We start from the raw sequence: 21,157 nt of genomic DNA, 5'->3' as shown, positions 1-21,157 counted from the left end.
ACGCGCGGCCGAGCAGTCCGGATCGACGCATGCGTGCCGGTGGACCTCCAGCGTCGGGAGTTCTTCGGCGGCGATGCTGAGTGGAGCACAGCGGCCATCGACTGGCCGTGGTGTCACCACGATGTCGACGTTGATCAAAAGAGGTCCCCGCTTCCTGCTAGTAGGGCGGCGAAGTTCGCGACGTTGCCGATCGTGCGGAAGCCGCGGGCGATCGGGTTCTCTTCGCGGGAGTCATCGCCGAAGCTGACTTGGATGTCGCCGGCCAGCTCGCGTGTTCCTTCGCCACGGGCCGCGAGAATCTGGTCGGTGTACAGGATTCCGCGCAGCTCCGCGCCGACCCGGTCGCCCAGCTCGTAGTCCTGGCCCCACACGTACGGGCCGTTGCCGATGTCGAACTTCATCGACGAATAGGCCTTGACCTCTTCGTCGGCGATCGCGATACCGGATATCGCGTTCAGCACGTAGGCGGTGCCGGTGTTCTGCGCGAAGTGCTCGCGGAACGCATACGAGCCGGCTTGCGCTGAGCGCAAAGGGTTTACGAAGCGTTGGAAGGCCAGGAACACGTCGTCGAGCTGGCCCTGATACAGGTTGTCCAAGCCTTCGACGCCCGGCGCTTCGACACCCATAACCACCTGGGCCAGTTGCGATATCGCATAGCGGATCGCGAAAGTGATTGCCTGGTTGACCCATTGGGGGCTCTTGCCGCCGACGATGATGTCTGTTGCCTGAGACTTGTGTATTACTCGCCGTTTTCGCTTGATGTTGCCGTAGCCGACATCGCGGTACACGATGGGCGGCGGCTTCGGCGCGACCATCAGCAGCTTCCGGAAGAACGGATCCGTCTCACCGTCGCGGTCGGCGTCGAGCGGGATCACGGTCTCGGTGATCAGGTCGTCGAGCGTGGCGGCGATCAGGTTCAGGCCGCCGTCGAGGATGGTGCCGGTCGGGCCGCCAACACCCGACTTGTCTTCGAAGGACAGGATCACGCACGCCCGGGTCGGCTTCAGCGCCTCGGCCAGCGGGCCGAACATGGTGTACGGGGCCGGATCCCCGGGTAGCCACGTGTAAGCCCGGCAGATCACGCCGGCGTCCTTCATCACCGGGCCGAGGACCGTCTGCGCGTCCTTCCACCGCGACCCGATCGTGCACCAACGCGACTGATCGGTGATCGGGTTGATCGGCATCACCTGCACCGGCCAGTTCAGCGGCGAGATGTTCTGAAGCCACGTCTCGGGCGCGAAGATGTTCCGCGGGATCGGGAACCAACCGTTCAGCGTGTACAGCCGGAACAGGTTGATGAAAACGCTGCTCGCGCACGTGAAAGCCGTTGGGCCACCCCAGAGATACATCTTCGGAAGCTGCACTTCCATGGGGAAGATGGGGTTCGCGGCCAGGTAGATTCCGCGCATGTGGCGTCGATTCGAGACGCACTTGATCGTGGTTTTCGGTGCCTCACCGGCGGTTTCGTCATCTTCGAGGGTGACGACCTTGCCGCCCCACCGGTTCTTGTAGTCGGTCGGATTGTCCGGATCCGGGTCGATCGTGATGTGCAGGTCAGCTTCGATCGGCGTCTCAACCATGAGAATGTCGCGAAGCCAGTCCTGGTGACTGCCAGAGAATGTGATCTCTGCGGATCCGTCGTCGGTGGCCAGCTCTTCCCACATCCACCGGTCAACATCTTCGATGGTGCAGATGAACTGCATTTCCTTGTCCCACAGGCGGATAAGTGGCTTCTTCACCTTCCGCGACATGTAGGCGTGGCGGCGTTCGAGCAGTTGCATGTAGACCTGCTCGGTCAGCTCGCCGTCGAGCGTCTTCGGCTGAATACCGGCGTCCAACGTGACGGTCATGCGAGCGCCATTTCGAATCGCTGCGGCACCTGCACCCAGATCTTGCCGCCGGCCTTCGAGTGCTTGATCGGAAGCGTGGCCACGCTGCGCGGCGGGATCGGCGTCGTGAAGCCCTGCCCTTTGAACCGGCGCAGCAACGGGATTCCCGTGTCGCCGTACTCGCCGAGGATCCACGACAGCAACTCGCTGTTGCGGATGAACTTCTTCACCAGCGTGTCGACCGGATCTTTCGCGGTGATCGCGAGCCGGTGCGTGGGATCGGTGTCGATGATCGCGTGCTCGCCGGGCTGCAACTCCGGCACATCGATCATGCGGGTGTCGGTGCGCTTCCGGGTCAGCGATCCCAGGATCTCGTCGACGATCGGGATGCCGTACAGGCGGCCGAGCTGCGGCCAGTCCGACAGAATGTCCGACTCGAGAACCGGTGTCGTGAACGCGCTCGGCCCGTCAGGTAGCGAGATCTTCCCCGGCGCGCTGATCACGAAGATCGGCCAGGCCGGTTCGGTGCCGCGGTTGACCGCGCGCAAGATGCCAGAGTTCAGCTTCGACGACGTGCCTTGCGGCCGGATGAACGGGGCCGGCCGCACATCGGGGCGCCGCCAGCACGGGTCGCCGTCGACCGCCAGGACGATGTCGTGGATCGAGAACCGTTGCCGCGCCGGGTCGTCGGCCAGCATGCACTTCGCGCTGAGAAGCTGCATCGGCAGGTACAGCTCGCCGAATCGGCGCGTCGTCACTGTGAAGAACCCGGTCGTGTCCTTCTTGCAGCCGCGCCAGAACCGGGATCCGGTGTCGTACCAGCCCAGCGACGTGTCCGACATCAGGCCGAGCGGAAACGAGATCTCCTTGCGGCCGCGGATCGCGCGCTGGAAGCGCGGGGGCCCGTATGCCGGGTTGGTCCAGATCGTGTCGAAGGGGATGTGCACGAGACCTTCGATGTCGCCGGCGATGAACGCGCCTTCGACGCCGCCGTCGAGCCCGGCCAGCGGCCACACGGTGCCGTCGCTGCCGATCCACTTCAGCGTGACCGCTTCGTCGCGGATCTCGGCCGGCAGGCTGTGCCACGGATGATCGCCGGTGATGGGGAAGCCGGGGAGTTGGACTGTGGTCACCGCTCACACCCCCTTCGGTAGGTAGGTGTTGAGCCGGTCGACGTTGGCCACCTCGCGGCGCACGACGTTCCCGATCTCGCTGCTGGACGGGCCGGAATCGACTTGGATCGACACGTTGCGGCTCATGTCGAGCGGGCCGGGCGCCGGGCCTAAGCCGACGCCGGATGCCGGCGTGCCGGGCGGCGCCATACCGGGCTGGCCGAAGCCGGCGATCTGCCCGGGGGACGGGATCATGCCGAACGGCAGACCTGACGTCCCGCCGCCGCCCTCACCCGGGGATCCGGCCGCCGCGAACGGTGAACCCGACCACGGGGTGCCGTCGCCGTTGGCGTAGCCCGTCTGCCACGGGAACCCGTGACCCTGCGGGGTGTACTTGATCCCCATCAGCGCGTTGGCGAGCTGCACGATGCCGAGCTGGGAGATGTCGGGGAAGACGGATCCGTCGAGGCCGAACGTCTCTTTCAGGAACGATCCGAAGATGCCGCCGACCGGGTCGAGCTCGTTGCCCTTGCCGTTGACGCCCTTGCCGGCCTTGTTGGCTTTGAACTTGCCCTTCTGCGCGGCCGCGAGGTCGTCGCGGGCGTCCTGGGCGTCTTCCTTCGCGTTCGCGATGTCGTTTTCGAGTGCCAGGCGTTCGGATTCCTTGGCGTCGGCCTTCAGCTCGCGCTTGCGCTGTTCAAGCTCGGCGACCCTCTGGTCGGCGCGGGTGACGCGCTGCGTGGCCTCGCGGACCTGCTTCGGATCCTGCGTGTAGGTGCCGGACTCGCCGGTCTCCGGGTCGATGCCGGCCGTGCCGCCGAGGTTGTAGCCGCCGCCAGGCGTTCCGGTGAGGCCGGCGGGCATGACGTACTGCTGGCCGGCCGCCGGGGCGCCACCGCCCTTGCTGTGCACGTGCACGTGGTCCATGTGGTTCTGTGTCGGCGACCCGCGGTCGGCCATCGGCTTGGACGAACCGTCGGCGTTCCATTGCGTCTGCTGCCACAGCACGTAATCCGCGAGACCGGACGACAGCGCGAAGCGGGCGATCTGGTCGCCGAGCGCCCGGCCGTCCGGGGTGCCGGCGTTGGGCACCATGACGTCAACGGCGCTGCCCGACGAGTGCTCGTTGAAGCCGTCCGGCGGCCGCCACCCGCCGATATTCGAGATCTGCGGGAACGCCGACGAGATCGCGCGGGCCAGCCAGATCGTGTCGGTCTGCAACCCGTGCTCGGAACCGACCGAGGGCGGCAGGAAACCCCCGGCATCCATCGCCCAGACACCGAGGCGGCGGCCGGTCTCTTCCCAGATGTCGACCGACCGCTGGCCGCCCTTCAGGGGGATGTACGCCTCACCGCCGGTCGACGGCTCGCGGTAGCGGACAAGGCCGTTCGGATACTCGGGTGAGCCGATGTGCGCGGTGCTGCCGATCGAGTCGATGCCGCCCTGTGCGCGCGGCGCGATCGGGATGCCGGGCGCCAGGATCGGGCCCGTCGGCGACGACTGCCCGGGAACGCGGACCTCCGGCTTGATCACCGCGTTTGACCACGTGTCGAGGAACTGCTTCATCTCGGCGTTGGCCTGGCCGAGTTCCGGGTGCACGGTCGGGCTGATCGACTCGCCGGACTGCTCGTAACGCCACGCTTCGAGCTGGTCGGTCGCTTCCTTCGTCATCGGAAGGATCCGCAGGTGCGTCGGGTCGTCGGCGATCGCGCCGAGCTGTAGGTGCATCGCGTCGAGCCGGGCCCGCACTTCCGGCGTGTTGTCCTTGACGTCGAGCAGGACGTTTTCGCCGTCGGCCTTGAGGTTCTTCACGGCGTCGCCGAGTCCGTCGGTGAACTTCTTCGCCTCGGCGGTCCGCTTGCCGTACAGCTCCAAACCCAGCCGGGCGCGGCCCATCGCATTGACCGCTTCGTCGGACGACTGAGCCACGAACTTCAGCGACTGCGACATGTCGTCGAGCCCGACGGCGCCGGCGAGCGTGCCGAGGACGCCGGCCGCGTCGCCGACCGCGCCGGCGACGATCTGGCCCATCCGCAGCGCGGCGTCGCCCATCGTCACGAAGAACTGGACGACTTCGCCCTTGTGCTTGGTCAGCCAGTCGACGAATGCGTTCAGGCCGCCGGTGAGCGCCGGGCCCAGCGCTTCGAACGCGTCGAGCTTGATGGATTCCGTGGTGTTCTTGAATGATTCGACAGCGCCGGGCAGACCCTGCATCTGCGCGTTGGCCATCTCACCGGCCGCGCCGACCCGTTGCAGCTTGCCGATCATGTCGTCGAACGCCTGGGCGTTGCCGAGCATCGCCGACCGCATCGCGTCGGATCCGAACAGGATGTTCGTCTGCGCCTGAAAGATCTCGGGATCGTTGATCCGCTTCTTCGCCTCATCGAGCTGGCGGAACAGTTCACGGAAGCCGACAAATTGGTTCTGCCCTTGGTCGTTCAGCTTGTAGAGCTCAAGACCGAGCGTGTGAATCGCTTCCTGCGCCGGGGCGCCCTGGTCGGTGATCGACTGCATCGTCGTCTTGAGCAGCGTTCCGGCGTCGCTGCCCTTGATGCCGGCGTTCGCGAACATCGCCAGCGCGGCAACGGTGTCATCGAGGTTTTCGCCGAATCCCTGTGCCACACCGCCGACCTGCTGCAATGCCTGCGCCAGATCGGGAATGTCGGCCGACGATGCGATCGCCGCGTTCGCGAGCACATCGGCGGTGTGCGCTGCCGAATCGGCCGACAGCCCGAACGCGTTCATCGCGTTCGCCTGGATCTCGGCGGCCTGCGCCGATTCGATCTGGCCAGCCGTCGCGAGCTCCAAGGTTCCGCGTGCCGCGCCGATCGCCTGGTCGACGGTGAACCCTGCTTTCGCGAGCTCGGTCATCGCCTCGGCCGCGCCCGACGCGGACGCGCCGGCCAGCGTCGTGTCCGCGCCGAGAGCCCGTGCGGCGTGCTGCATCTTGGCCATCTCTTCCGGGGCGGCGCGCGTCACGCCCTGGAAGTTGTTCATCGTCTTCGAGAAGTCGAGACCTTCGTCGATGATCGATTCGAAGCCCTTGAGCACCAGCCCGGCGGCCTTCTCGCCAGCTTCGAGCAGCGCGCCGGCGCCGATCGCGGCCACCGCGCCGACGACGAACGCGCCGCCCGCACCCTTGCCGAACATCTCGAATCGGCCAGTGACGCCGTCCATCTGCGAGCCGAGACCGGACAGGAAGTCGGTGTCACGGCCGAACGGTGACCGGATGTTCTTCGCGTCCTGCGCGTCGTTGAGGGCCTTCTGCGCCCTGGTGAGCGCGCGGGTCTCCGACTCGATATCCGAGATCGCCGACTTCTGCGCCCGCAGCGCTGAATTGCGTTGCGCCTCGGCCCGGGCCAGCGCCGAGCCGCCCTTCTCCCGCGTCTCGTTGATCCGCTCTTCGGCGACCCGTAGCTTGTCGACCGCCGCCGCTTCCTTCTCGCGCAGCTTCGCGATCTTGCCCGTCGACTTCTCGACAGCGGCCTCGGCCGCCTTCACACCGTCAGCGACGCCGTCCGCGATCGCACGTGACGCCGACTTGCTCACGCCTGCGAAGGCGCGACCGAGCGTCCTGTCGATGTTCGGACCGATGCCCTCGATCGAGGGCATGATCGGCAGGACATACCGGCCGACTTCTGCACCGCTGGCCATGACGCGCTACTTCTTCGCGTCGTCGATCTTGTCGGCGTCGACACGCTGGAAACCCAACGCCTCGGCCAGGATCGGAAAGAACTCCCAGAAGTCGCCGACCAGCGGGGCGACTTCGTTGAAGCTGTCCCACTGCGTCGGGCCGAGCATCAGCTCGACGGCATCGGGAAACCGTTCCATGGTGCCGCGCTGGAAGATCTGCATCGCGCGCGTCGGCCACTGGGCCCGGGCCCGCGGGATCGCGAACTTCCGGCCGCGGAACGTGATGATGTGCTTCGTGGTGGTGCGCTTGATCAGATGCGCGTAGGGCGAAGGTTCCTGCTCGTCGTCACCGCCAGCCGCGGTGTCCGTGGGCTCGGCGGCGTCCGTCTCTTCGACGTCCTCGCTCGGGGCAGATCCGTTGCGGGGCTGCCGTGTCGTGGTGGTCCCTGTAGCCATCAGCCGGCCTTCCGTGGGGTGTGGGTGAGGTCGCGACGGCGGGTAGCCATCGCCTTGTCCAGCGCGGACATCGCCGCCGCTGGGGGTTCATCGAGGCGGCCCGCGGCGACTGGTGACGCGGCGACAGCCGTTGCAATGGCGCGCTTCTTGGCCTCGGCCGCCTCGCGGCGGGCCAGGCTCGCGGCCGGCGACCAGTAGTCCTCTTTCGCGGCGAGCTTCGCCATCGTCTGTTCGTTCTCGCGCTTCTTGGCCAGCGCCGCGTCGAGCTCTTCCTTCGTCATCGGCCGGCCGACGTACACCTGGCGCGCAAGCTGCTCCCACACCTGCGCGGTGAGGATGTGCTGCTTCGTCCACAGCTCGTGACCGCCGTTGCACGCCCGCGCCAGCGATGAATCCGACGGCAGGCGCCGGATGTACACCCAGATCTGGCGCAGCGTCAGATCGCCGCGCCAGCGGTCGAGATAGTCGACGTTGCGGTACGTCTTGAGGTCGGATGCGACGTCATCCTCGTAGTCGTCGAGGAACGACAGCAGCAGCGGGACAGCGCCGAACGTGCCGAATCGGTTGTCGGGATCGACTTTCGACTCGGGGAGTCGTTCGACGCCGACCGCGGCGGCCATGGCGTCGGCCAGGTCCATGACGTCGCCGTAGAGCGGGATGGGGGCGGTTTGGCCGGCGAGCAGGGTGACGGCAGCGTCGACGTAGTGGCCGTTGCGGATGGCCTCTAGCGGCCACTCTTCGAGGGGCCGCGGTATTTCGAGTTCGTGGTTACGCCAACGGAACCGGGCTACCGGCTCGCCGAGCGCTTCCAGTCGCGCTGCGTCGCTGCTCACCTATCGACATAGCTCCAAGCTTTCGCTTCCGCCGTGTCCTCGCTCCGGTCGCCAGCGTGCGCGACCGTGCCGGGTAGGTCTCCGAGCAGGACGATAGGGATTGCGGCTTTACTCTGCCGACGAACTCACCGTGTAAACGGTTGTTGACACGGTGAGCGTGTAAACGTATTATGTACAACATGGAGATCAAAGACAGCGCCCGCAAGCACGGCATCGCGGACGCCGACATGCTCCATGCGTTCGACAACGCACTCCGCTACGTCGAACTGGAATACCGCGGTGAGCTGCAATTCCTCGTGATCGGGCCCAGCCGCACCGGTGCGCTGTTGGAACTGATCGTCCCCTGCGACGAACCGCAGCGCATCATCCACGCGGACAACCTCCGCGCGAAGTTCTACCCCTACCTGCGGTAGGGCGTGACGGCGGCAAAGTGCCGCTGACACACAACAGGAAGCGGGACCGCACCCGCCGACACGGCAGATGAGAGCCGAGGTAACACAACATGGCAAAAGTGAAGGAACAGAAGGATCTCGAAGACTTCCTCGACAACGTCGAGGTGAAGCCGGCCGATGCGCGCGACGCGACGCACATACGCCGGATCATTGCCGCGAAGAAGGCGGCAACCGACGCGGACGCCGAGCTGGTCGCCGCGGTCCGCGCCGCCCGCGCGGCCGGCGACACCTGGGACGCGATCGGGATGGCGTTGGGCACCACCCGGCAAGGCGCGTACCAACGATTCGGCAAGGCGATGTCGTGACATCCGCCGATCACACTGACGTCGCAACCCCACGCGACATCATCCGCGCGGCGGTCGGATCGAACATCGTTGACGGCAGTTGGGAGACGTCAGAATCCGACCTCGAAGATGCTGCGGACGGTGTGCTGACCGAGCTAGATCGGGCTGGCTACGCCGTGGTCAATCGCGTGTGGGTCGCACAGCTTGAGCTCGTGGATGGCGCTGGTGGGTGGGTGAGTGTGCACACCACGCCGGACGGCGCGGCCGGTGCGCTCGTCGCGTGGGCACAAGGCGTCGGTATCGACATCGACAATTACGATCCTGCCGCCGGCTCGCGGATTCTCGACGACCACCCCGATGTCGAAAGCTACGGTGTCTCGCACGTGGAGGTTCAGCGATAGGAGCAACAGAACGGGCCCGGATCCGCAATGGATCCGGGCCCGTCTGTGTTCGGTCTACGCCGGGGGTGCGGGTGCGGGGGGCGTCTCCGGCTGACCGACGTTCTCGGCCGCCTTGCCCCGCTTCGAAGCGGGAGTGTCGGCGGGCTTCTCGTCCTTCTTCTGCTCGCTGTCAGGGGCCGGCAGCTCGCCGGTGTGCGTCTGGCCGTCGCCGTCGACAACCTCGGCCGCGGCGCCCTTGGCATCAGCATCGACCGGCTCGCCGACAACGGCATTCGGATCGTCTGCGTCGGCGACCTGCACTACCGCGACGTTGCCGCGGCGGGCCGCCGTCCGGGTTGCCCCGTCCCGGCTGTCGACGATCTCACCGACGCCCTTCTCCACCAGCGACGCGGCCGAGCCATCATCAACGCGGATGACCTCGCCTTCCTGCCTGTTGCCGACCTGCTGATTCAGCTTGACGTACTTCATCGTTCAGACCTCCCGATCCGGTTAGGCGGCTTCGCCGTGCTGCCACGCGAACAGTTCCCGCGCGCTGTTCGGGAAGATGCGCGCCGACAACTCGCGCGGCGTGCTGTCGCCCTCGACGTCCTTCTCGCCCGGAATCCACAGGCGCGACGGCCGCTTCGTGATCCGGCGGTCGATATAGCCGTCGGCCGTGCGCTTCTCGAAGCCGAAGAACAGGTGCGCCGGATCCGGAACGACCAACGTGGTATCGGACGAGCCGGGCCACAGGATCGACTGCACGACGGGATTGTCCTCCCGGGCGTTCACCGTCACCGTCGCCTTGAAGTCCTTCGACGCGACCAAGATCGTGCCGTAACCCCAACCGGTGATGTCGGTTTCGTTCCATTCGCGCTGCGTGTCGATACCGTCGGCGCCGACCAGGATGCCGAGGTAACCCCACTTGACACTCGCCTGATTGACGGCGTCCCACGCCACCGTCGTGTTGAAGGACTCCGTCACGTCGGCGGGGATGTCCTCGGCCGCGAGAACGGGCTGCTTGTAGACGAATACGTCGGCCTCGGTGTAAAGCCGGACATTGCTCGGGTTGCCCGCCATGTTCCTGTCTCCCTGTCTTTCAGGCGATGATCTCGGTCCGAATCACCACGTTCACAGTCCCGGACGCGAGGTCCGCCCCGGTCGCTCGGTGCTGCGTTCTCGTGATCGCTGTCCCGAATGGCTGGATTGCTGCTAGTCCTTCGGGAAGGTTAGCGAGAATGTGACCTAAGCACCGACGAGCTATTCGGCTGCTCGTCGGCACGTCATCGGAGCCGACCGTGATGCGGATTATGTGCTCCGACTTCACCGGCCAGTCGATGTCGCCAGGATCGTCTGCGATGAGCACCAGCGGCCGCTTCTCGTCCAGCGTCCAATCTTTCGGCCACTTGTGTGTGGCGATGCGGGGAACGGGCGCCTCGTCGGCCAGCAGCGCCACCAGCGCCGCCTTCACCGGCCCTACCGGATCCCCTTGCACGCGTGTGCTCATTCCGCCCTACTCCGCTCCGGCAGACCGCGGTAGCCCTTCGTGGTGGCCTTCGCGCGCTCATGCGCATCGTCGTCGCCCTCGGCGAATGCCCTGCGCCACTGCCGACGTGACCGGAACGCCGCGGCGGCCTCGTTGACCGCACGCGTGCCGACGCCGTCGATCGCCTGCTCTTCGGCGTCCACTTCGAGCGACACGACATGGCGGTCGGTGGTGTACTCGCGCAGCTCGGCGTCACCGCCGGCCCGGTTCTTCGCGTCGTCGCCGATCGAGCGCAGCGCCGCGACGACGCCGGGGTCGTTCTTCAAGATGTCGCCGATCACCTTCCGGTTCGGCTGGAATCCCTTCCGCCGCGCCATCAGCCACCACCGCCCCGGAACCGGGCCAGCACCACGTCCTCGTTGCGTTCGGGGTGCTGGCTGAAGTTGCGCTGCACCCGGGCCACGCACTCGCGGCCGCGCACCAGAATCCAGTCGCCGTCGCGGATACCGGTGCCCAGCGGCAACACGACGGTGAAGTCGGCCTCGTCGACCGTGCCCGTCGCGCCATACCGTTCGGCCGTGTTGCCTGGGTCGATCGCGGTGGCCACGACGGTCACGGGTGCGCCGTCGGGCAGGCGGCGGCCGTCGTCGTCCTGGCCGCCGCGCGGGGTGATCGTGACCGTCTCGCCGACGCCGGCGACGTGCTCTTCGCGTGAGCACGTGACACGCACGTGGTGCTCGATGCCGTCGATCAGGGTGCGTTTCACCCGGGCGTCCGCAGTCAGTTCATAGACCTTGCCGTCGTGCTCGATCGCGTCCTTTTCGGCCAATGCCCGTGCGTCGTCGTCGACTCGCAGCGCAGCCTTCGCGTTGTACACCGCCACCGGCACGGCCGGCCGGCGTCCGGTGGCCGACGTGTGCGAGATCTCGGTGATCGTGAACTTCGCGCCCGTCTTCGTCACCCGCCGGTCGGCGAACACCGGCCGTCCATCAGCGTCGAAGGTCTGTTGTCCGTTCCCGTCGAGCACCGGGTCACGGAAGATCAGATCGACGGTGTCCCGGCCGAGCAGGAACGCGGTCATCAGTAGTCGTTCTCCGGGAAGCACCCGCGCGGGCTGGCGGTGACGTCGATGCCCAGCCGCTTCCACTGCGCATCGGTGATGTCGAGCTGCGCCAACGCGTTCGCGAGTACGCGCTGCTCGGTGGCGTCGTCGGTCGTGATGGTCACCGACGAGTAGCCGGCGAACTCGCCCGGACGCAGCACCGCGGCGACCACTTCCCAGATGACCAGGTCGACTTCGTCGTCGTCCTCGTCAAGCTGCACACCGGCTTCGGCGAACTTGCGCCGGATCCGCTGGGACACCGCCATCAGCAGCTTGTCGGCCAGCGCATCTTCGTAGCCGACCAGCGGCCGGAACAGGGTGATGAACTCGGCTTTCGACAGGATCGGTTGCACGACTCCTGCCATAGGATCACTCGCCCTTCGGCTTGACCGCGGCCCTCAACTCGTCCTTCGTCATGTCGTCGACCTTGTCGGCGAGATCCGGACGAACCGTGCGCACGTAATCGCGCCAAACATCCACGCTCTGTGCGGTCTTCGGTCGCTCGACGGCGCCCGGCTCGGTGACCGCTTCCGTCTTGACGATCTCGGGCTGCGCACCGCCGACGGCGGATTGCTCGATCGGCGCCAGGATCGGCCATGGCTCGGGCTCGTGCTCGGGCAGGTCCACGCTGCCGGTCACGTCGTGCGGCGGAACCGGGGCGGGGCCGCCCGACTGCTCCGGTGCGGGCGTGTGCTCGATGACAGCGTCATCCGGGAGGTCCGCAGAGCCGAACACGCCCTGGGCCTCGCCGCGCTCGATCTCCGACGCAGGCACGTCGACTTCCTGGCCGAAGAACGCGCGGCGGCGCTGTCCCTTCGCGTCGCGGTACTCCCACAGTGCGGCTCGGACAACTCGCTTCGCCATTCCCGATCCCCTTCCGAAAGTAGTTGCCCTGCTTGCGGCTTCTTGGGTGCAGGGCGACCCTCAATGAGCGCACCAATAGCGCTGGCCTAGTCCAATACCTATCCGGCCAGGCCGGTGACCTTCTTCACGGCGTACGGGTCGGTGACGCCCATGATGGGCAGAACCGAGGACTGCACCCAGTTCTGCTTCGTGGCCGGCGTGCGCCAGGTCTCGGTGGTGAGCATCTGCTCGTAGCCGAGGAAGCCGACCCCGGCGCGCACGGCGGCGTACGCGGTGCCCGCGGTGACCCGATTGGACCGGAACATCGAGATCTCGGCGTCGGCCAGGATCGCGTCGATATCGGGCCCGTAGGCGATGCGCAGGTCGGCGTACTGCTGCGGGTTGACCACCCACACGTTGTAGACGTAGCCGAGCTCTTCGACGTCCGCGGCGAGCTGTGCGCGGATGATGTCGGCGAAGGGCCGCTCCGCGTTCGGGGTGGGCGTGTTGCCGGTGAGGGTGACATTCGACCAGTCGGATCCCGGGATGGTGCCGGCGCCGCCAAGATTGGTGATCACGTCGTCGAGCACCGCGACCGTGCGCTGATTGACCTTGCGCACGATGGTGTTGGCGAGCTGCGTGACGAGCCGGTCCATCTCGGCGGAATCGTTGCGGCGCACCGCGGCGTCTTCCATCCAGAACTTGCCGCCCCAGTCTTCGGACTGTGCGACCTTCGGCTGCTGCCGCTCGCCCTGGACGATCGGGTACTCGTCGCTCGGCCCACGCTGCTCGACGTCGTTCTTCGTGTACAGCTCGTTGATCGTGATGACGTCGTAGATGATCGCGCCGGTCGACGTGGTGGTGCCGGCCTCGCCGAAGATCTCAGCAGCGATGAACTTCTGCTTCGTCAGGTCGGACAGCCGCTTGTTGATACGGCCGGGCTGCTTCAGCGCCATGTCGACGGTGATGCCGTTGTTCGCGACGACCGGGGCGCCCAGCGGGTAGGCGACGGGGGAGATAGCCATGGTTCAGAGTGCCTTTCCTGGTCAGTACAGCGAAATTTCGGCGTCGGCGCCGTCGGCCGCCGCGGTGAGTGCGTAACCGACGGCCTTGCCGGTACCGATCGTCTTCGCCTTGCCGGCCGCGCCGACTTCCACCTCGGCGAACGCTGCGATGGCGCCGTCGGCGGTCACCGGTACCACGCGGTCCTTGCCGCGGGCCACGCCGACGACGGCACCAGACGTGGCGTCGTACTTTGCCACGCCGCACGTCCGGCCACCCGCGTCGGCCGGCGCCACGGCGATGTTGCCGCCGCTGCGATTGCCGGAGATCTTGAGGAAGCGCTTCCCGGTCACCGCTGCGGTGGCGCGACCGGTGATGTCGGTGCCCGGCTTGTAGATGTCGACCAGTTCGTTCGCCATGTCGAAAGTCCCTCTCGTGTCTGAGCGCTGGTGTTGTTACTCGCCGGCGCTGCCGGTCGTCGACGGCTCGGTTGCGGCGGTGTCGAACCACGACAGGTCATCAGGGGCGACCATCGACGCACCGGGATCCGGGTTGAATGAGTGACCCGCTTCCTGCACCGGGAAGACCGCCTCAGCCTGCTTCAGCGCTTCGGCGAAGCCGAGCTTGCCGCCCGAATCGCGGTCCAGCTTCAGGTTCTTCGTCCACTTGTCGCGGTCGGCCGGGCGGATCTTGCCCGCGCGAATCGCCTCATTGACAGTCTTCAGGTCGTTCTCCGCGGCGATCGTCTCGAAGGCGGCGGAACCCTGCTGGCCCTGCTGCTTGAGCGCGTCCAGCGCCGAGGTCTCGATGACAGCGAAGCCGAGGTTCTTCAGCGTCGCCGCGGCCGCGGCCAGGTCGCTGTCACCGGCCGGGGCACCCGCAGCGGGGTCGCCGCCAGCGGGATCACCTTCGGGGGCGTCATCGCTGGCGACTGCGGCTTCGAGTGCGGCCGCGAATGCGTCGTCGTCGAGACCGGCATCGACGCCGTACTTCTCGGCGAGCTGTTCCTTCAGGCCCATCGTGGCCGCCTTTCGTTGATCGTCCTTGGTCGTCTGCTTCGTCTGATTCCGGATCTGCGGCGGCGGTGCTGCCTGGCGCCCGGCGTAGTTGAAGACGGACAAGTCGAATCGATTCTTGAGCGATTCCGTTTCGTCTGCTGCTGAACTCTCGTCGGCCGGCTCAATGACGGTGTCGGCCAGGCCCGCGGCGATCATCTCGTCGGCGGTGAACCACGTCTCGTTTTTCATCAGCTTGAGCCAGTCCTTCAGCTCACCGCCGGCCCGATCCTTGTACACCCCGGCGATCGTCTCGTTGTGACGTACCAGCAGGTCAAGCATCTCTTGCATGTCGGCCGCGGTGCCCGAAACATAGCCGCGCGCTTCGTGAATCATCATCTCGGCGTACTTCGACGTCTGGATCTCGTCGCCCGCCATAGCGATAAAGCTCGCCGCGCTGGCCGCGACGCCGTCGATGCGGGTGATGATGTTGGCCGGGTGCCGCTTCAGCGCGTTCATGATCGCGATGCCGTCGAAGACGAGGCCGCCCGGGCTGTTGATGCCGACGACGATCTCGTCGACGTCGAGCTCGTTGAGCGTGTTCGCGAAGTCGCCCGCCGACACGCCCCACGGGTCGATGATGTCGTAAATCAGGATCTCGGCCGACGTCTTCGCCTTGCCCGCGGCGTTGGTCGTCTTCATCGCCGAGTTCTTCACGCTGAACCACTGAATCGGCGAAGCGCCCTCGTCGATACCCAGCGCCGCCCGGGCCGCCTTACGCGCGTCCTCGTCGAGCATCTTCGGCAGCGCGGCATTGAAAATGCCGGGCATCAGCATCTCGATATCCGCCATCATCCGGTGGATTGCGGAACGGGTTCGCATCAGCGGATTCATCAGAACAACACTCCCTGCTTCGCGGTCAGCGCCATCTTCCCCAGATCCGGTTTGCTCTGCTTGCGAGCGCTATTCGACGCCGGCGGATCCGCGGGCGCATCGGCCGGGGCCGGCGCCGGCTTGTAGTTCGGATCGAGCGCCGGCGCGCCGAGCTGCTGCCGGATGAACGCCTTCAGCGCCGCGTCCGGATCGAGTAGGCCGGCCTGCACGAGCAGCGCCAGCGCGGAAGCGGTTGCGTCCTGGCGGGATCCGATCTCGTCGCACACCAGCAGCGGGCAACCGACATCGATCGAGTAGTTCGAATCCAGCAGGTCTTCGATCACGTGCTGGTTGAAGACGTCGGCGAAGTCTTCGGCGATGGCCTGCACCGACTGCACGAACACGTCGGCCTGCACGCTGGCCAGCGCATAACTCCCACCGCGGTCGAGGTTCAGGAAGTGGGCCAGCCCGGCGAGCGCGATCTGCTTGTCGTGGTACTCGATCGCCTGCTGCATATCCGGCAAGTTGCCCTGCACGCCGAGGATTTCGAGCTTCGCGCCAGCGGGGAACGCCGCGCCGGCCGACATGCCGCCGCGGAACCGCGACGCGATGCGCTCGTACTCGTCGATCTTCTTCTGATTGCCCTTGTCCTGGTCATTCGTGTAGGCGACCGGGACACCGATGCCGTTGCGGCGAGCCGCGGCGGCCTGAATCCGCATCAGCTCGTCCTTCAGCAGCCAGTGCTTATAGCTCGGCCGCAGCAGCGACGTTCCGATCCACACCCCGGGTTCGGGCTCGTTGCGGTACACCACCAGCCGCGATACGTCGATCACCTTCAGTTCGGTCGCCGACAGTCGGCCGTCGATGATGTCGTCCTGAACGATCGACATCAGGCCGCCGTCGCGCGCCACGTTGAACGCCCGAATCGTGAACTGCGGCCGGGCAGCGAGCTTGCGCAGACGGAACTTCCCCGCGAACGGGCCCCCGGTGTCGTCGTAGCGGTAGACCTGCTCGAACACGCTGTGCCCGTACCGCAGGCAGGACAACGATTCCCGAAGGTGCGTCTTGAAGCTGAACCGGTCGCGCTGCCGGGGGATCGGCTTTTCGCCGCCGTTGTCGCCGACGATCGGCAGGCCGGTGTCGGCGGCGATGTGCGCGACGACCCAGTCTTCGGCGCCGTTTGGGTTGATGCGCCAGGCGGTGCGCCGGATCGGCAGGCTGATCGCCGACAGCAGGGACCAGCAGCGGGCGTCCTCGCGGGGCATCCGCGAGTAGGTGACCAGCGATGTCGGCCAGCGCAGTTCGGGGACCTGCTCGGTGAGCTCCCACCACCACATGTCGGGCACCGAGCCGGGCAGCCACGTCACCGGGTCTGTGGGGCTGGGGTTGATGTAGCCGACTTCTGTTGTCAGCGCCGGGGGTCGAGCCATACCCGTCAGTTTGGCGGGTTCAGCGAGTTAGCACCGGTGAGCTCCGCGCGCCTGCGACAATCGAGTGCGTGACTCCGCAACAGATGATCGACGCCGCCAATGAAGTCGCTCGACGGTGGCCGGGCGCAATCATCCGAGGCGTGCCCGGCAACGCGACTGTCGTGCTCGACGTGGTTGTTGGTGATCTCACCGTGGCACACATCGGGTGTGGCGACGGCGCCCTTCAGGTACGTTCGGCACCCCTTCGCGTCCGACGAACGGGCGACGGCAGTTCCCTCTGCATACCGCTTTGATCAGAACGCGGCTTCGAGGACATCGAACGCGTCGAGATCCTGCACGTCCGCCGACGCCGCCGGCGACGCCGATTCGCCCTGCTCTTCGGCGAACATCAGCACACCCCAATGCGCCAGCACCACCGCGGTCCACTGCGGCACACCGGCCTCGGCATCGTTGAAAACGAAGTCCTTCATCGGCAGCTCGCGCTTCTGCACCACTTCCAGCGCAGCTTCCAAGATCGGCTGGCCGGCGTGCGTGATCTCCGCGGGCTCGGACAGCGCCGCGTCGATGAAACCACCGCACGCCTTCGCCATCTGCGGCGTGTTCGCTTCGAACACGTCGTAGCCGAGATCCTTCATCCGGGCGACCAGCACATTCGCCGGGCCGCGGCCGTCGACTATCACCGCGGCCGGATCCCACAATTCGATCAGGATCGCCAAGAACACCGCCACCTGCGGCAGCGACGCCCGCCGCAGATACCCCACCTCGAGATGCACCTTCCCCGACGCTGTCCGGCAGCCGCCGGCGATCGCCCACGTGTGCCGGTCGATGGTGCGGTGCACGGCGATGACACGGTCGCCCACGTAAACCGGTGCGGTCTCGGTCATGTCGCGCCACTTCCCGATCGGGATTACCTTCTCGCGTTCCGAATCGTCCGGCGGATACAACCCCCAACCGAGGTAATCCGCGTCGAACAACTCGATCTCGTCCGGCGTGTTCGCCGCCCGCCGCTCGCGATCCATGTCGCGCTGGCGATGGATCACCCCGTGCGACGGATTTCCCAGCCGAGCAGCGTCCGGATGGTCACGCGCCTCGGCCAATGCTCGCCGGTCTCGCTCTGGATCGCCGGTCAACTGCGGCCTCGGCGCCATCCACTCGGCGAAGAACAACTCCGGCGATTCCTTCAAACCCATCCGCCGGTACGACGCGAGCACACCACAGTTCGCGTACTTCGGAGCCGTGTACACCGGCGGCGTCGACAGATAAATCGTCTGCGGGTTCGGCGCGGCGAGCTGCGCGCCCGTCAGTCCCGTCTTCTGCGCCGGCGTCAGCTTGTACGCCTCGTCGAAGATGACCAAGTCGAGCTTGGTCATGCCGACGCCCATATCGTTCCCGCGTAGGCCGATACGGATCTCCGCGCCGTTCGTCAGCTCGATGACGCCGCGGTCCTTGTCCTTCGAATAGCCGTACGGCAGGCCCTTACGCGGTTGGAGCCGTGACTTCAGATCCTCATCGCCGAGGATGATTGCGATCAGCCGGTCATAGACGTCTTCAGCGGTCGCCCAGCGCTGCGCCGAGTAGATGATCGACTCGCCCAGCACGAACATGCCGAGCAGGATCCGGATCAGCGCGATCTCGGTTTTGCCGTTCTGCCGCGGGACAATCAGGCAGACGTCGGGGTGCGTCCAGAGCCGATAGCCGTCCTCGTCGGGCTCTAGCCGCGAGCAGATCTTGCGCAGCGACCACCACTGCCACGGCATGCACCGGATGCCGTACTCGAATGCGATCTTCGCGGCCAGGTCGCCGTCGGACTCGTCACCGTCGAAGCCGTGCCAGTTCTCGGGTTCCTGACGGCCGGTGAGCCGCGGCCAATCACCGACGAACTTCGGCCACGGCTTCGGCAGGAAGTCATCACCGAGATCCGCCGTGCCGCGGGCCGGTGCCCCGACGTCGAGATCAGCCACGGCAGCGCACTATCCGGCCATGGTCATCACGCTCTAGGTTGTTGAGCATCCATTGCAGACGGGCGCCAGCGGCCGGGTCGGTTAATTCGACAGTCCAGAGCGATTCATCAGTCAGGCAGTCCGTCTTCGTGACTATCTCACCGGCGCGGAACCGCTCAAGTATGTTGATCGGCCCGCAGTACAGCCCATCCGGGATGACGAACATCAGTCCGGCCACACCGCGAGATACACCGTGGGCACTTCCCCGTCGGACCACACAGCCGGAAACAGTTCGTACACCCAGGATCCCGCCGCGGACGTCAACGTCATCAGCCCATCCGGGCTTACCGTGCCGAGTATCCCGTTGTGTTCCCAGCCGCCGGGGCGGCAGCACGCTCCGACGACATCGGGCGTCGTCAGGAAGACGGGATCCATGCCGATCGTCTCGCGGTGGGGATGAGCGTCGGTGCCAGACCATACTTCGCGTGGCGGGCCGCCGACCGGTCCCCACGGTGACATCAGCTCGTCGCCGCACGGTGGCCAGTCCAGCGTCACCACCCGCCGCTCACACCTGGCCGACTTCACGCACGCTTCCTTCCGCCGTAGTGGTTCGCGACGATCTCGGCCAACCGATCCACCTGTGGGCCGCCCTGCTCCCCGGCGTCGTCGCCGCCGAGCTTCTGAATGTCCATGATGAGCTTTCTCAGTACTTCCGACTGCTGACGTTCCTCGCGGACCAGATCGGTCACCACCACCGTGGCCACCTGGCCGGCCACCTTCACCGCCAGCCACGCACCAGCATCGCCAGAATTCAGGCGCGCCAGCACTTCCAGCCGATCCGCCAACCGCGCCGCCTGCGCGATGAGCGTGGTCCGCGCGAAACTGTCGTCTTTCCGCGCGAACTCGCGCGTCAACTTCGCGCCGGCCGTCGGTTGCCGACCCTTACGGACGAGTTTCGCCGGCTTCGGGGACGCCGAAGCTGCCTTACGTGGGGCTTTTGGGGCTGATTTCGCGGGTTCGGGCTTGATCCGGAGGTCCCAGGTACCCCGCTCTTCAGCGGGTTTCGCCGTCGGCTTACGTGGCGCCATGGCCAGCCGATCGCGAAAGTTGCGAGGTACAAAAAATAAAATCCCGACTCACCCCGATGGGAGTCTTGGGGGGTGGGGGGCCTGAGAATCCTCGACGGGGGTGCATCACCGCAGGTCAGAGCCCCGAAGGCCATCAACCGAGGCGGCCAGCGCGAGCAGTTCATCGTCCTGACCTGCGGTTATGTTGAGCACCTTGCCGTTCGGGGCGAAGTGGATCGGCTCACCTGCGGGCTGTAGCCGAAGGACTTCAATGAAGGTGACGTGGTCTAAGTCGCCGCACGGGCCGACGGTGCGAGCGGTGACGTCGTTGGGTCCGGCGTTGGACTCGGACCATCCGGTGAGCCCTGGTGTGCTGGTGCGGGTGTAGATCCACTGGCCGGTGATGTCGTCGCCTACCCATGCGTAGTAGGCGGGCCAGGTGAGTGGTTTGACGCATTGCCAGATCGAGTTGCGTTCGTTCGGGCCGAGTGTGTGGACGGTGCGTGCTGCTGGCTGTGGCTGTGGTTCAGGGTCGTCGAGTACGGCGAGGATGTCGCGTGCTTCGACGACGTCGATGTCGAACACCTTGACCGATGATGTGGTGACGATACGGCGGATGCGGTCGAGCTTGGCCTGTGCGTGTGCGCTCATCGCTGCTTCCTGTCGTGGATGATGGCTGCTGCTCGGTGTATGACGGCGATGGTGTCGGCGAGTTGGTCGGCGTAGATGCGTGACCCGTCGCCGAAGCCGTCGTCGTTGGGTAGCCAGATGCCGGGGTCGTCGCCTGCTGCTGGGCTGACGATGGTGGCGTTGATGTCGCGAGGGTTGGCGAATACTTGGGTGCTGCTGTCGGGATCGTCTTGCTCGACGCTGACTGGCTCGCCGTCGAGGACGTCGGCCATCTCGTCTTCGATGAGTGCGCCGAGTCGTGCGATTGCGAGTCGGAGTTCGGCTCGGGTATCGACGATGGCGTCGGCTTCGTATGCGTTGCCTTCGGTGGTGGTGACGTAGATGCGTACCGATGCGATGCGGTCGTTGCTCATCCTTCGGTCCTTCTGATGACGGTGAGTGTGCTGCCGAGTGGGTAGTTCTCGGTTCTGGTGTTTCCTCGGTTGTTGCGCATGGTGAGTGTGCGGCTTCCGTCGTCGTGTTCTTGGATGGCGGTGACGGTCCAGATGTCTTCGGGGCGTGGGCCGGTGGTCATGTGTCGCTCCAATTCACCAGCCGCGCGGCGGTTGCGAGTATGGTGTCGCGTTCGGCTTGGGTGAGTCTGTATGGGTGTAGGAGGTCGAGGGTGAGTTGTACGTGGCCGGCGATGCCGAGGTCACATCGGTAGGTCCAGAGGACGCGGTGGGTGGTGGGGTCGGCGAATGCTTCGAGTAGCGCTTCGAGCCCCGTGTCTGTCGCGGTCATTGGTCGCCGCCGATTGTCCGGGGCTCG

General features: G+C 66.2%; 27 protein-coding genes. 3 read left to right on the top strand and 24 right to left on the bottom strand.

The genetic code is table 11. From position 1 onward, the window contains the following. Positions 1-134: 134 nt before the first annotated feature. The 5 genes from AWB94_RS13115 to AWB94_RS13095 are packed head-to-tail and all read right to left on the bottom strand — an operon-like array spanning position 135 to position 7,863. On the bottom strand, positions 135-1,850 hold the full coding sequence (locus AWB94_RS13115; protein WP_062655740.1) for a Gp37-like protein: 1,716 nt from the start codon (positions 1,848-1,850) through the stop codon (positions 135-137). Beyond that, positions 1,847-2,962, bottom strand: a complete 1,116-nt coding sequence (locus AWB94_RS13110) for a hypothetical protein (protein WP_062655739.1) — start codon at positions 2,960-2,962, stop codon at positions 1,847-1,849. The genes AWB94_RS13115 and AWB94_RS13110 overlap by 4 nt, the downstream gene beginning before the upstream one ends. Before the next feature lie 3 nt (positions 2,963-2,965). Beyond that, entirely contained in the window at positions 2,966-6,595 is a 3,630-nt protein-coding gene (locus AWB94_RS13105; RefSeq protein ID WP_062655738.1) for a phage tail tape measure protein, read from the bottom strand. 6 nt (positions 6,596-6,601) lie between these two features. Further along, positions 6,602-7,030, bottom strand: a complete 429-nt coding sequence (locus AWB94_RS13100; protein WP_062655737.1) for a hypothetical protein — start codon at positions 7,028-7,030, stop codon at positions 6,602-6,604. Continuing rightward, complete coding sequence (locus AWB94_RS13095) at positions 7,030-7,863, bottom strand: hypothetical protein (RefSeq protein WP_062655736.1); 834 nt, start codon at positions 7,861-7,863, stop codon at positions 7,030-7,032. Before AWB94_RS13095 ends, AWB94_RS13100 begins: the two co-directional genes overlap by 1 nt. 179 nt (positions 7,864-8,042) lie before the next feature. On the opposite strand from AWB94_RS13095, the gene AWB94_RS13090 reads away from it, so the two are divergent. The 3 genes from AWB94_RS13090 to AWB94_RS13080 all read left to right on the top strand — a co-directional run bounded on the left by AWB94_RS13090 (position 8,043) and on the right by AWB94_RS13080 (position 9,000). Continuing rightward, on the top strand, positions 8,043-8,276 hold the full coding sequence (locus tag AWB94_RS13090; RefSeq protein ID WP_062656118.1) for a hypothetical protein: 234 nt from the start codon (positions 8,043-8,045) through the stop codon (positions 8,274-8,276). Positions 8,277-8,365: 89 nt separating this feature from the next. Next, the gene (locus AWB94_RS13085; protein ID WP_234811729.1) at positions 8,366-8,620 is read left to right on the top strand and encodes a hypothetical protein; all 255 of its coding nucleotides are present in this window, start codon (positions 8,366-8,368) and stop codon (positions 8,618-8,620) included. Then, positions 8,617-9,000 (top strand): hypothetical protein, encoded by a 384-nt coding sequence (locus tag AWB94_RS13080; RefSeq protein WP_062655735.1) that lies wholly within the window; start codon positions 8,617-8,619, stop codon positions 8,998-9,000. The genes AWB94_RS13085 and AWB94_RS13080 overlap by 4 nt, the downstream gene beginning before the upstream one ends. Positions 9,001-9,054: 54 nt before the next feature. Here AWB94_RS13080 and AWB94_RS13075 read toward each other — a convergent pair whose 3' ends face one another. The 19 genes from AWB94_RS13075 to AWB94_RS12990 form a co-directional block, all read right to left on the bottom strand. After that, positions 9,055-9,468, bottom strand: a complete 414-nt coding sequence (locus tag AWB94_RS13075) for a prolipoprotein diacylglyceryl transferase (RefSeq protein ID WP_062655734.1) — start codon at positions 9,466-9,468, stop codon at positions 9,055-9,057. Between the two features lie 21 nt (positions 9,469-9,489). Further along, positions 9,490-10,059 (bottom strand): hypothetical protein, encoded by a 570-nt coding sequence (locus tag AWB94_RS13070; RefSeq protein WP_062655733.1) that lies wholly within the window; start codon positions 10,057-10,059, stop codon positions 9,490-9,492. A 19-nt stretch (positions 10,060-10,078) separates the two neighbouring features. After that, positions 10,079-10,486, bottom strand: coding sequence for a hypothetical protein (locus AWB94_RS13065; protein ID WP_064961257.1), 408 nt, complete (start codon positions 10,484-10,486; stop codon positions 10,079-10,081). Further along, complete coding sequence (locus tag AWB94_RS13060; RefSeq protein ID WP_062655731.1) at positions 10,483-10,842, bottom strand: hypothetical protein; 360 nt, start codon at positions 10,840-10,842, stop codon at positions 10,483-10,485. Before AWB94_RS13060 ends, AWB94_RS13065 begins: the two co-directional genes overlap by 4 nt. Further along, positions 10,842-11,546, bottom strand: coding sequence for a hypothetical protein (locus AWB94_RS13055; protein ID WP_062655730.1), 705 nt, complete (start codon positions 11,544-11,546; stop codon positions 10,842-10,844). The genes AWB94_RS13060 and AWB94_RS13055 overlap by 1 nt, the downstream gene beginning before the upstream one ends. Further along, positions 11,546-11,920 (bottom strand): hypothetical protein, encoded by a 375-nt coding sequence (locus AWB94_RS13050; RefSeq protein ID WP_062655729.1) that lies wholly within the window; start codon positions 11,918-11,920, stop codon positions 11,546-11,548. The genes AWB94_RS13055 and AWB94_RS13050 overlap by 1 nt, the downstream gene beginning before the upstream one ends. 16 nt (positions 11,921-11,936) lie before the next feature. Further along, positions 11,937-12,431 carry a hypothetical protein gene (locus AWB94_RS13045; protein WP_062655728.1) on the bottom strand — a complete coding sequence of 165 codons (495 nt, stop codon included), beginning with the start codon at positions 12,429-12,431 and terminating at the stop codon, positions 11,937-11,939. Positions 12,432-12,529: 98 nt separating this feature from the next. Next, positions 12,530-13,435 (bottom strand): major capsid protein, encoded by a 906-nt coding sequence (locus AWB94_RS13040; RefSeq protein WP_062655727.1) that lies wholly within the window; start codon positions 13,433-13,435, stop codon positions 12,530-12,532. A gap of 21 nt (positions 13,436-13,456) precedes the next feature. Beyond that, positions 13,457-13,831 carry a capsid cement protein gene (locus tag AWB94_RS13035; RefSeq protein ID WP_062655726.1) on the bottom strand — a complete coding sequence of 125 codons (375 nt, stop codon included), beginning with the start codon at positions 13,829-13,831 and terminating at the stop codon, positions 13,457-13,459. Positions 13,832-13,867: 36 nt separating this feature from the next. Continuing rightward, positions 13,868-15,301: a head maturation protease, ClpP-related gene (locus AWB94_RS13030; protein WP_062655725.1), complete on the bottom strand. Its 1,434-nt coding sequence runs from the start codon at positions 15,299-15,301 to the stop codon at positions 13,868-13,870. Then, complete coding sequence (locus AWB94_RS13025) at positions 15,301-16,710, bottom strand: phage portal protein family protein (protein ID WP_207626222.1); 1,410 nt, start codon at positions 16,708-16,710, stop codon at positions 15,301-15,303. The genes AWB94_RS13030 and AWB94_RS13025 overlap by 1 nt, the downstream gene beginning before the upstream one ends. A 293-nt stretch (positions 16,711-17,003) precedes the next feature. Beyond that, positions 17,004-18,671 (bottom strand): terminase large subunit domain-containing protein, encoded by a 1,668-nt coding sequence (locus AWB94_RS13020; protein WP_062655724.1) that lies wholly within the window; start codon positions 18,669-18,671, stop codon positions 17,004-17,006. After that, positions 18,664-18,888, bottom strand: a complete 225-nt coding sequence (locus tag AWB94_RS13015; RefSeq protein WP_062655723.1) for a hypothetical protein — start codon at positions 18,886-18,888, stop codon at positions 18,664-18,666. Before AWB94_RS13015 ends, AWB94_RS13020 begins: the two co-directional genes overlap by 8 nt. Then, positions 18,876-19,235 carry a hypothetical protein gene (locus tag AWB94_RS13010; protein ID WP_062655722.1) on the bottom strand — a complete coding sequence of 120 codons (360 nt, stop codon included), beginning with the start codon at positions 19,233-19,235 and terminating at the stop codon, positions 18,876-18,878. Before AWB94_RS13010 ends, AWB94_RS13015 begins: the two co-directional genes overlap by 13 nt. Further along, entirely contained in the window at positions 19,232-19,564 is a 333-nt protein-coding gene (locus AWB94_RS35130) for a hypothetical protein (RefSeq protein WP_062655721.1), read from the bottom strand. Before AWB94_RS35130 ends, AWB94_RS13010 begins: the two co-directional genes overlap by 4 nt. A gap of 279 nt (positions 19,565-19,843) precedes the next feature. Then, on the bottom strand, positions 19,844-20,368 hold the full coding sequence (locus AWB94_RS13000) for a hypothetical protein (protein WP_062655720.1): 525 nt from the start codon (positions 20,366-20,368) through the stop codon (positions 19,844-19,846). Then, positions 20,365-20,760, bottom strand: coding sequence for a hypothetical protein (locus AWB94_RS12995; RefSeq protein ID WP_062655719.1), 396 nt, complete (start codon positions 20,758-20,760; stop codon positions 20,365-20,367). The genes AWB94_RS13000 and AWB94_RS12995 overlap by 4 nt, the downstream gene beginning before the upstream one ends. Beyond that, complete coding sequence (locus AWB94_RS35125) at positions 20,757-20,921, bottom strand: hypothetical protein (RefSeq protein ID WP_165605289.1); 165 nt, start codon at positions 20,919-20,921, stop codon at positions 20,757-20,759. The genes AWB94_RS12995 and AWB94_RS35125 overlap by 4 nt, the downstream gene beginning before the upstream one ends. Then, positions 20,918-21,130: a hypothetical protein gene (locus AWB94_RS12990; protein WP_062655718.1), complete on the bottom strand. Its 213-nt coding sequence runs from the start codon at positions 21,128-21,130 to the stop codon at positions 20,918-20,920. Before AWB94_RS12990 ends, AWB94_RS35125 begins: the two co-directional genes overlap by 4 nt. Positions 21,131-21,157 lie beyond the last annotated feature (27 nt).

Source organism: Mycolicibacterium canariasense (genome assembly GCF_002101555.1).
Taxonomy (GTDB): Bacteria; Actinomycetota; Actinomycetes; order Mycobacteriales; family Mycobacteriaceae; genus Mycobacterium; species Mycobacterium canariasense.
This window is presented reverse-complemented; position numbering and strand designations above follow the sequence as displayed.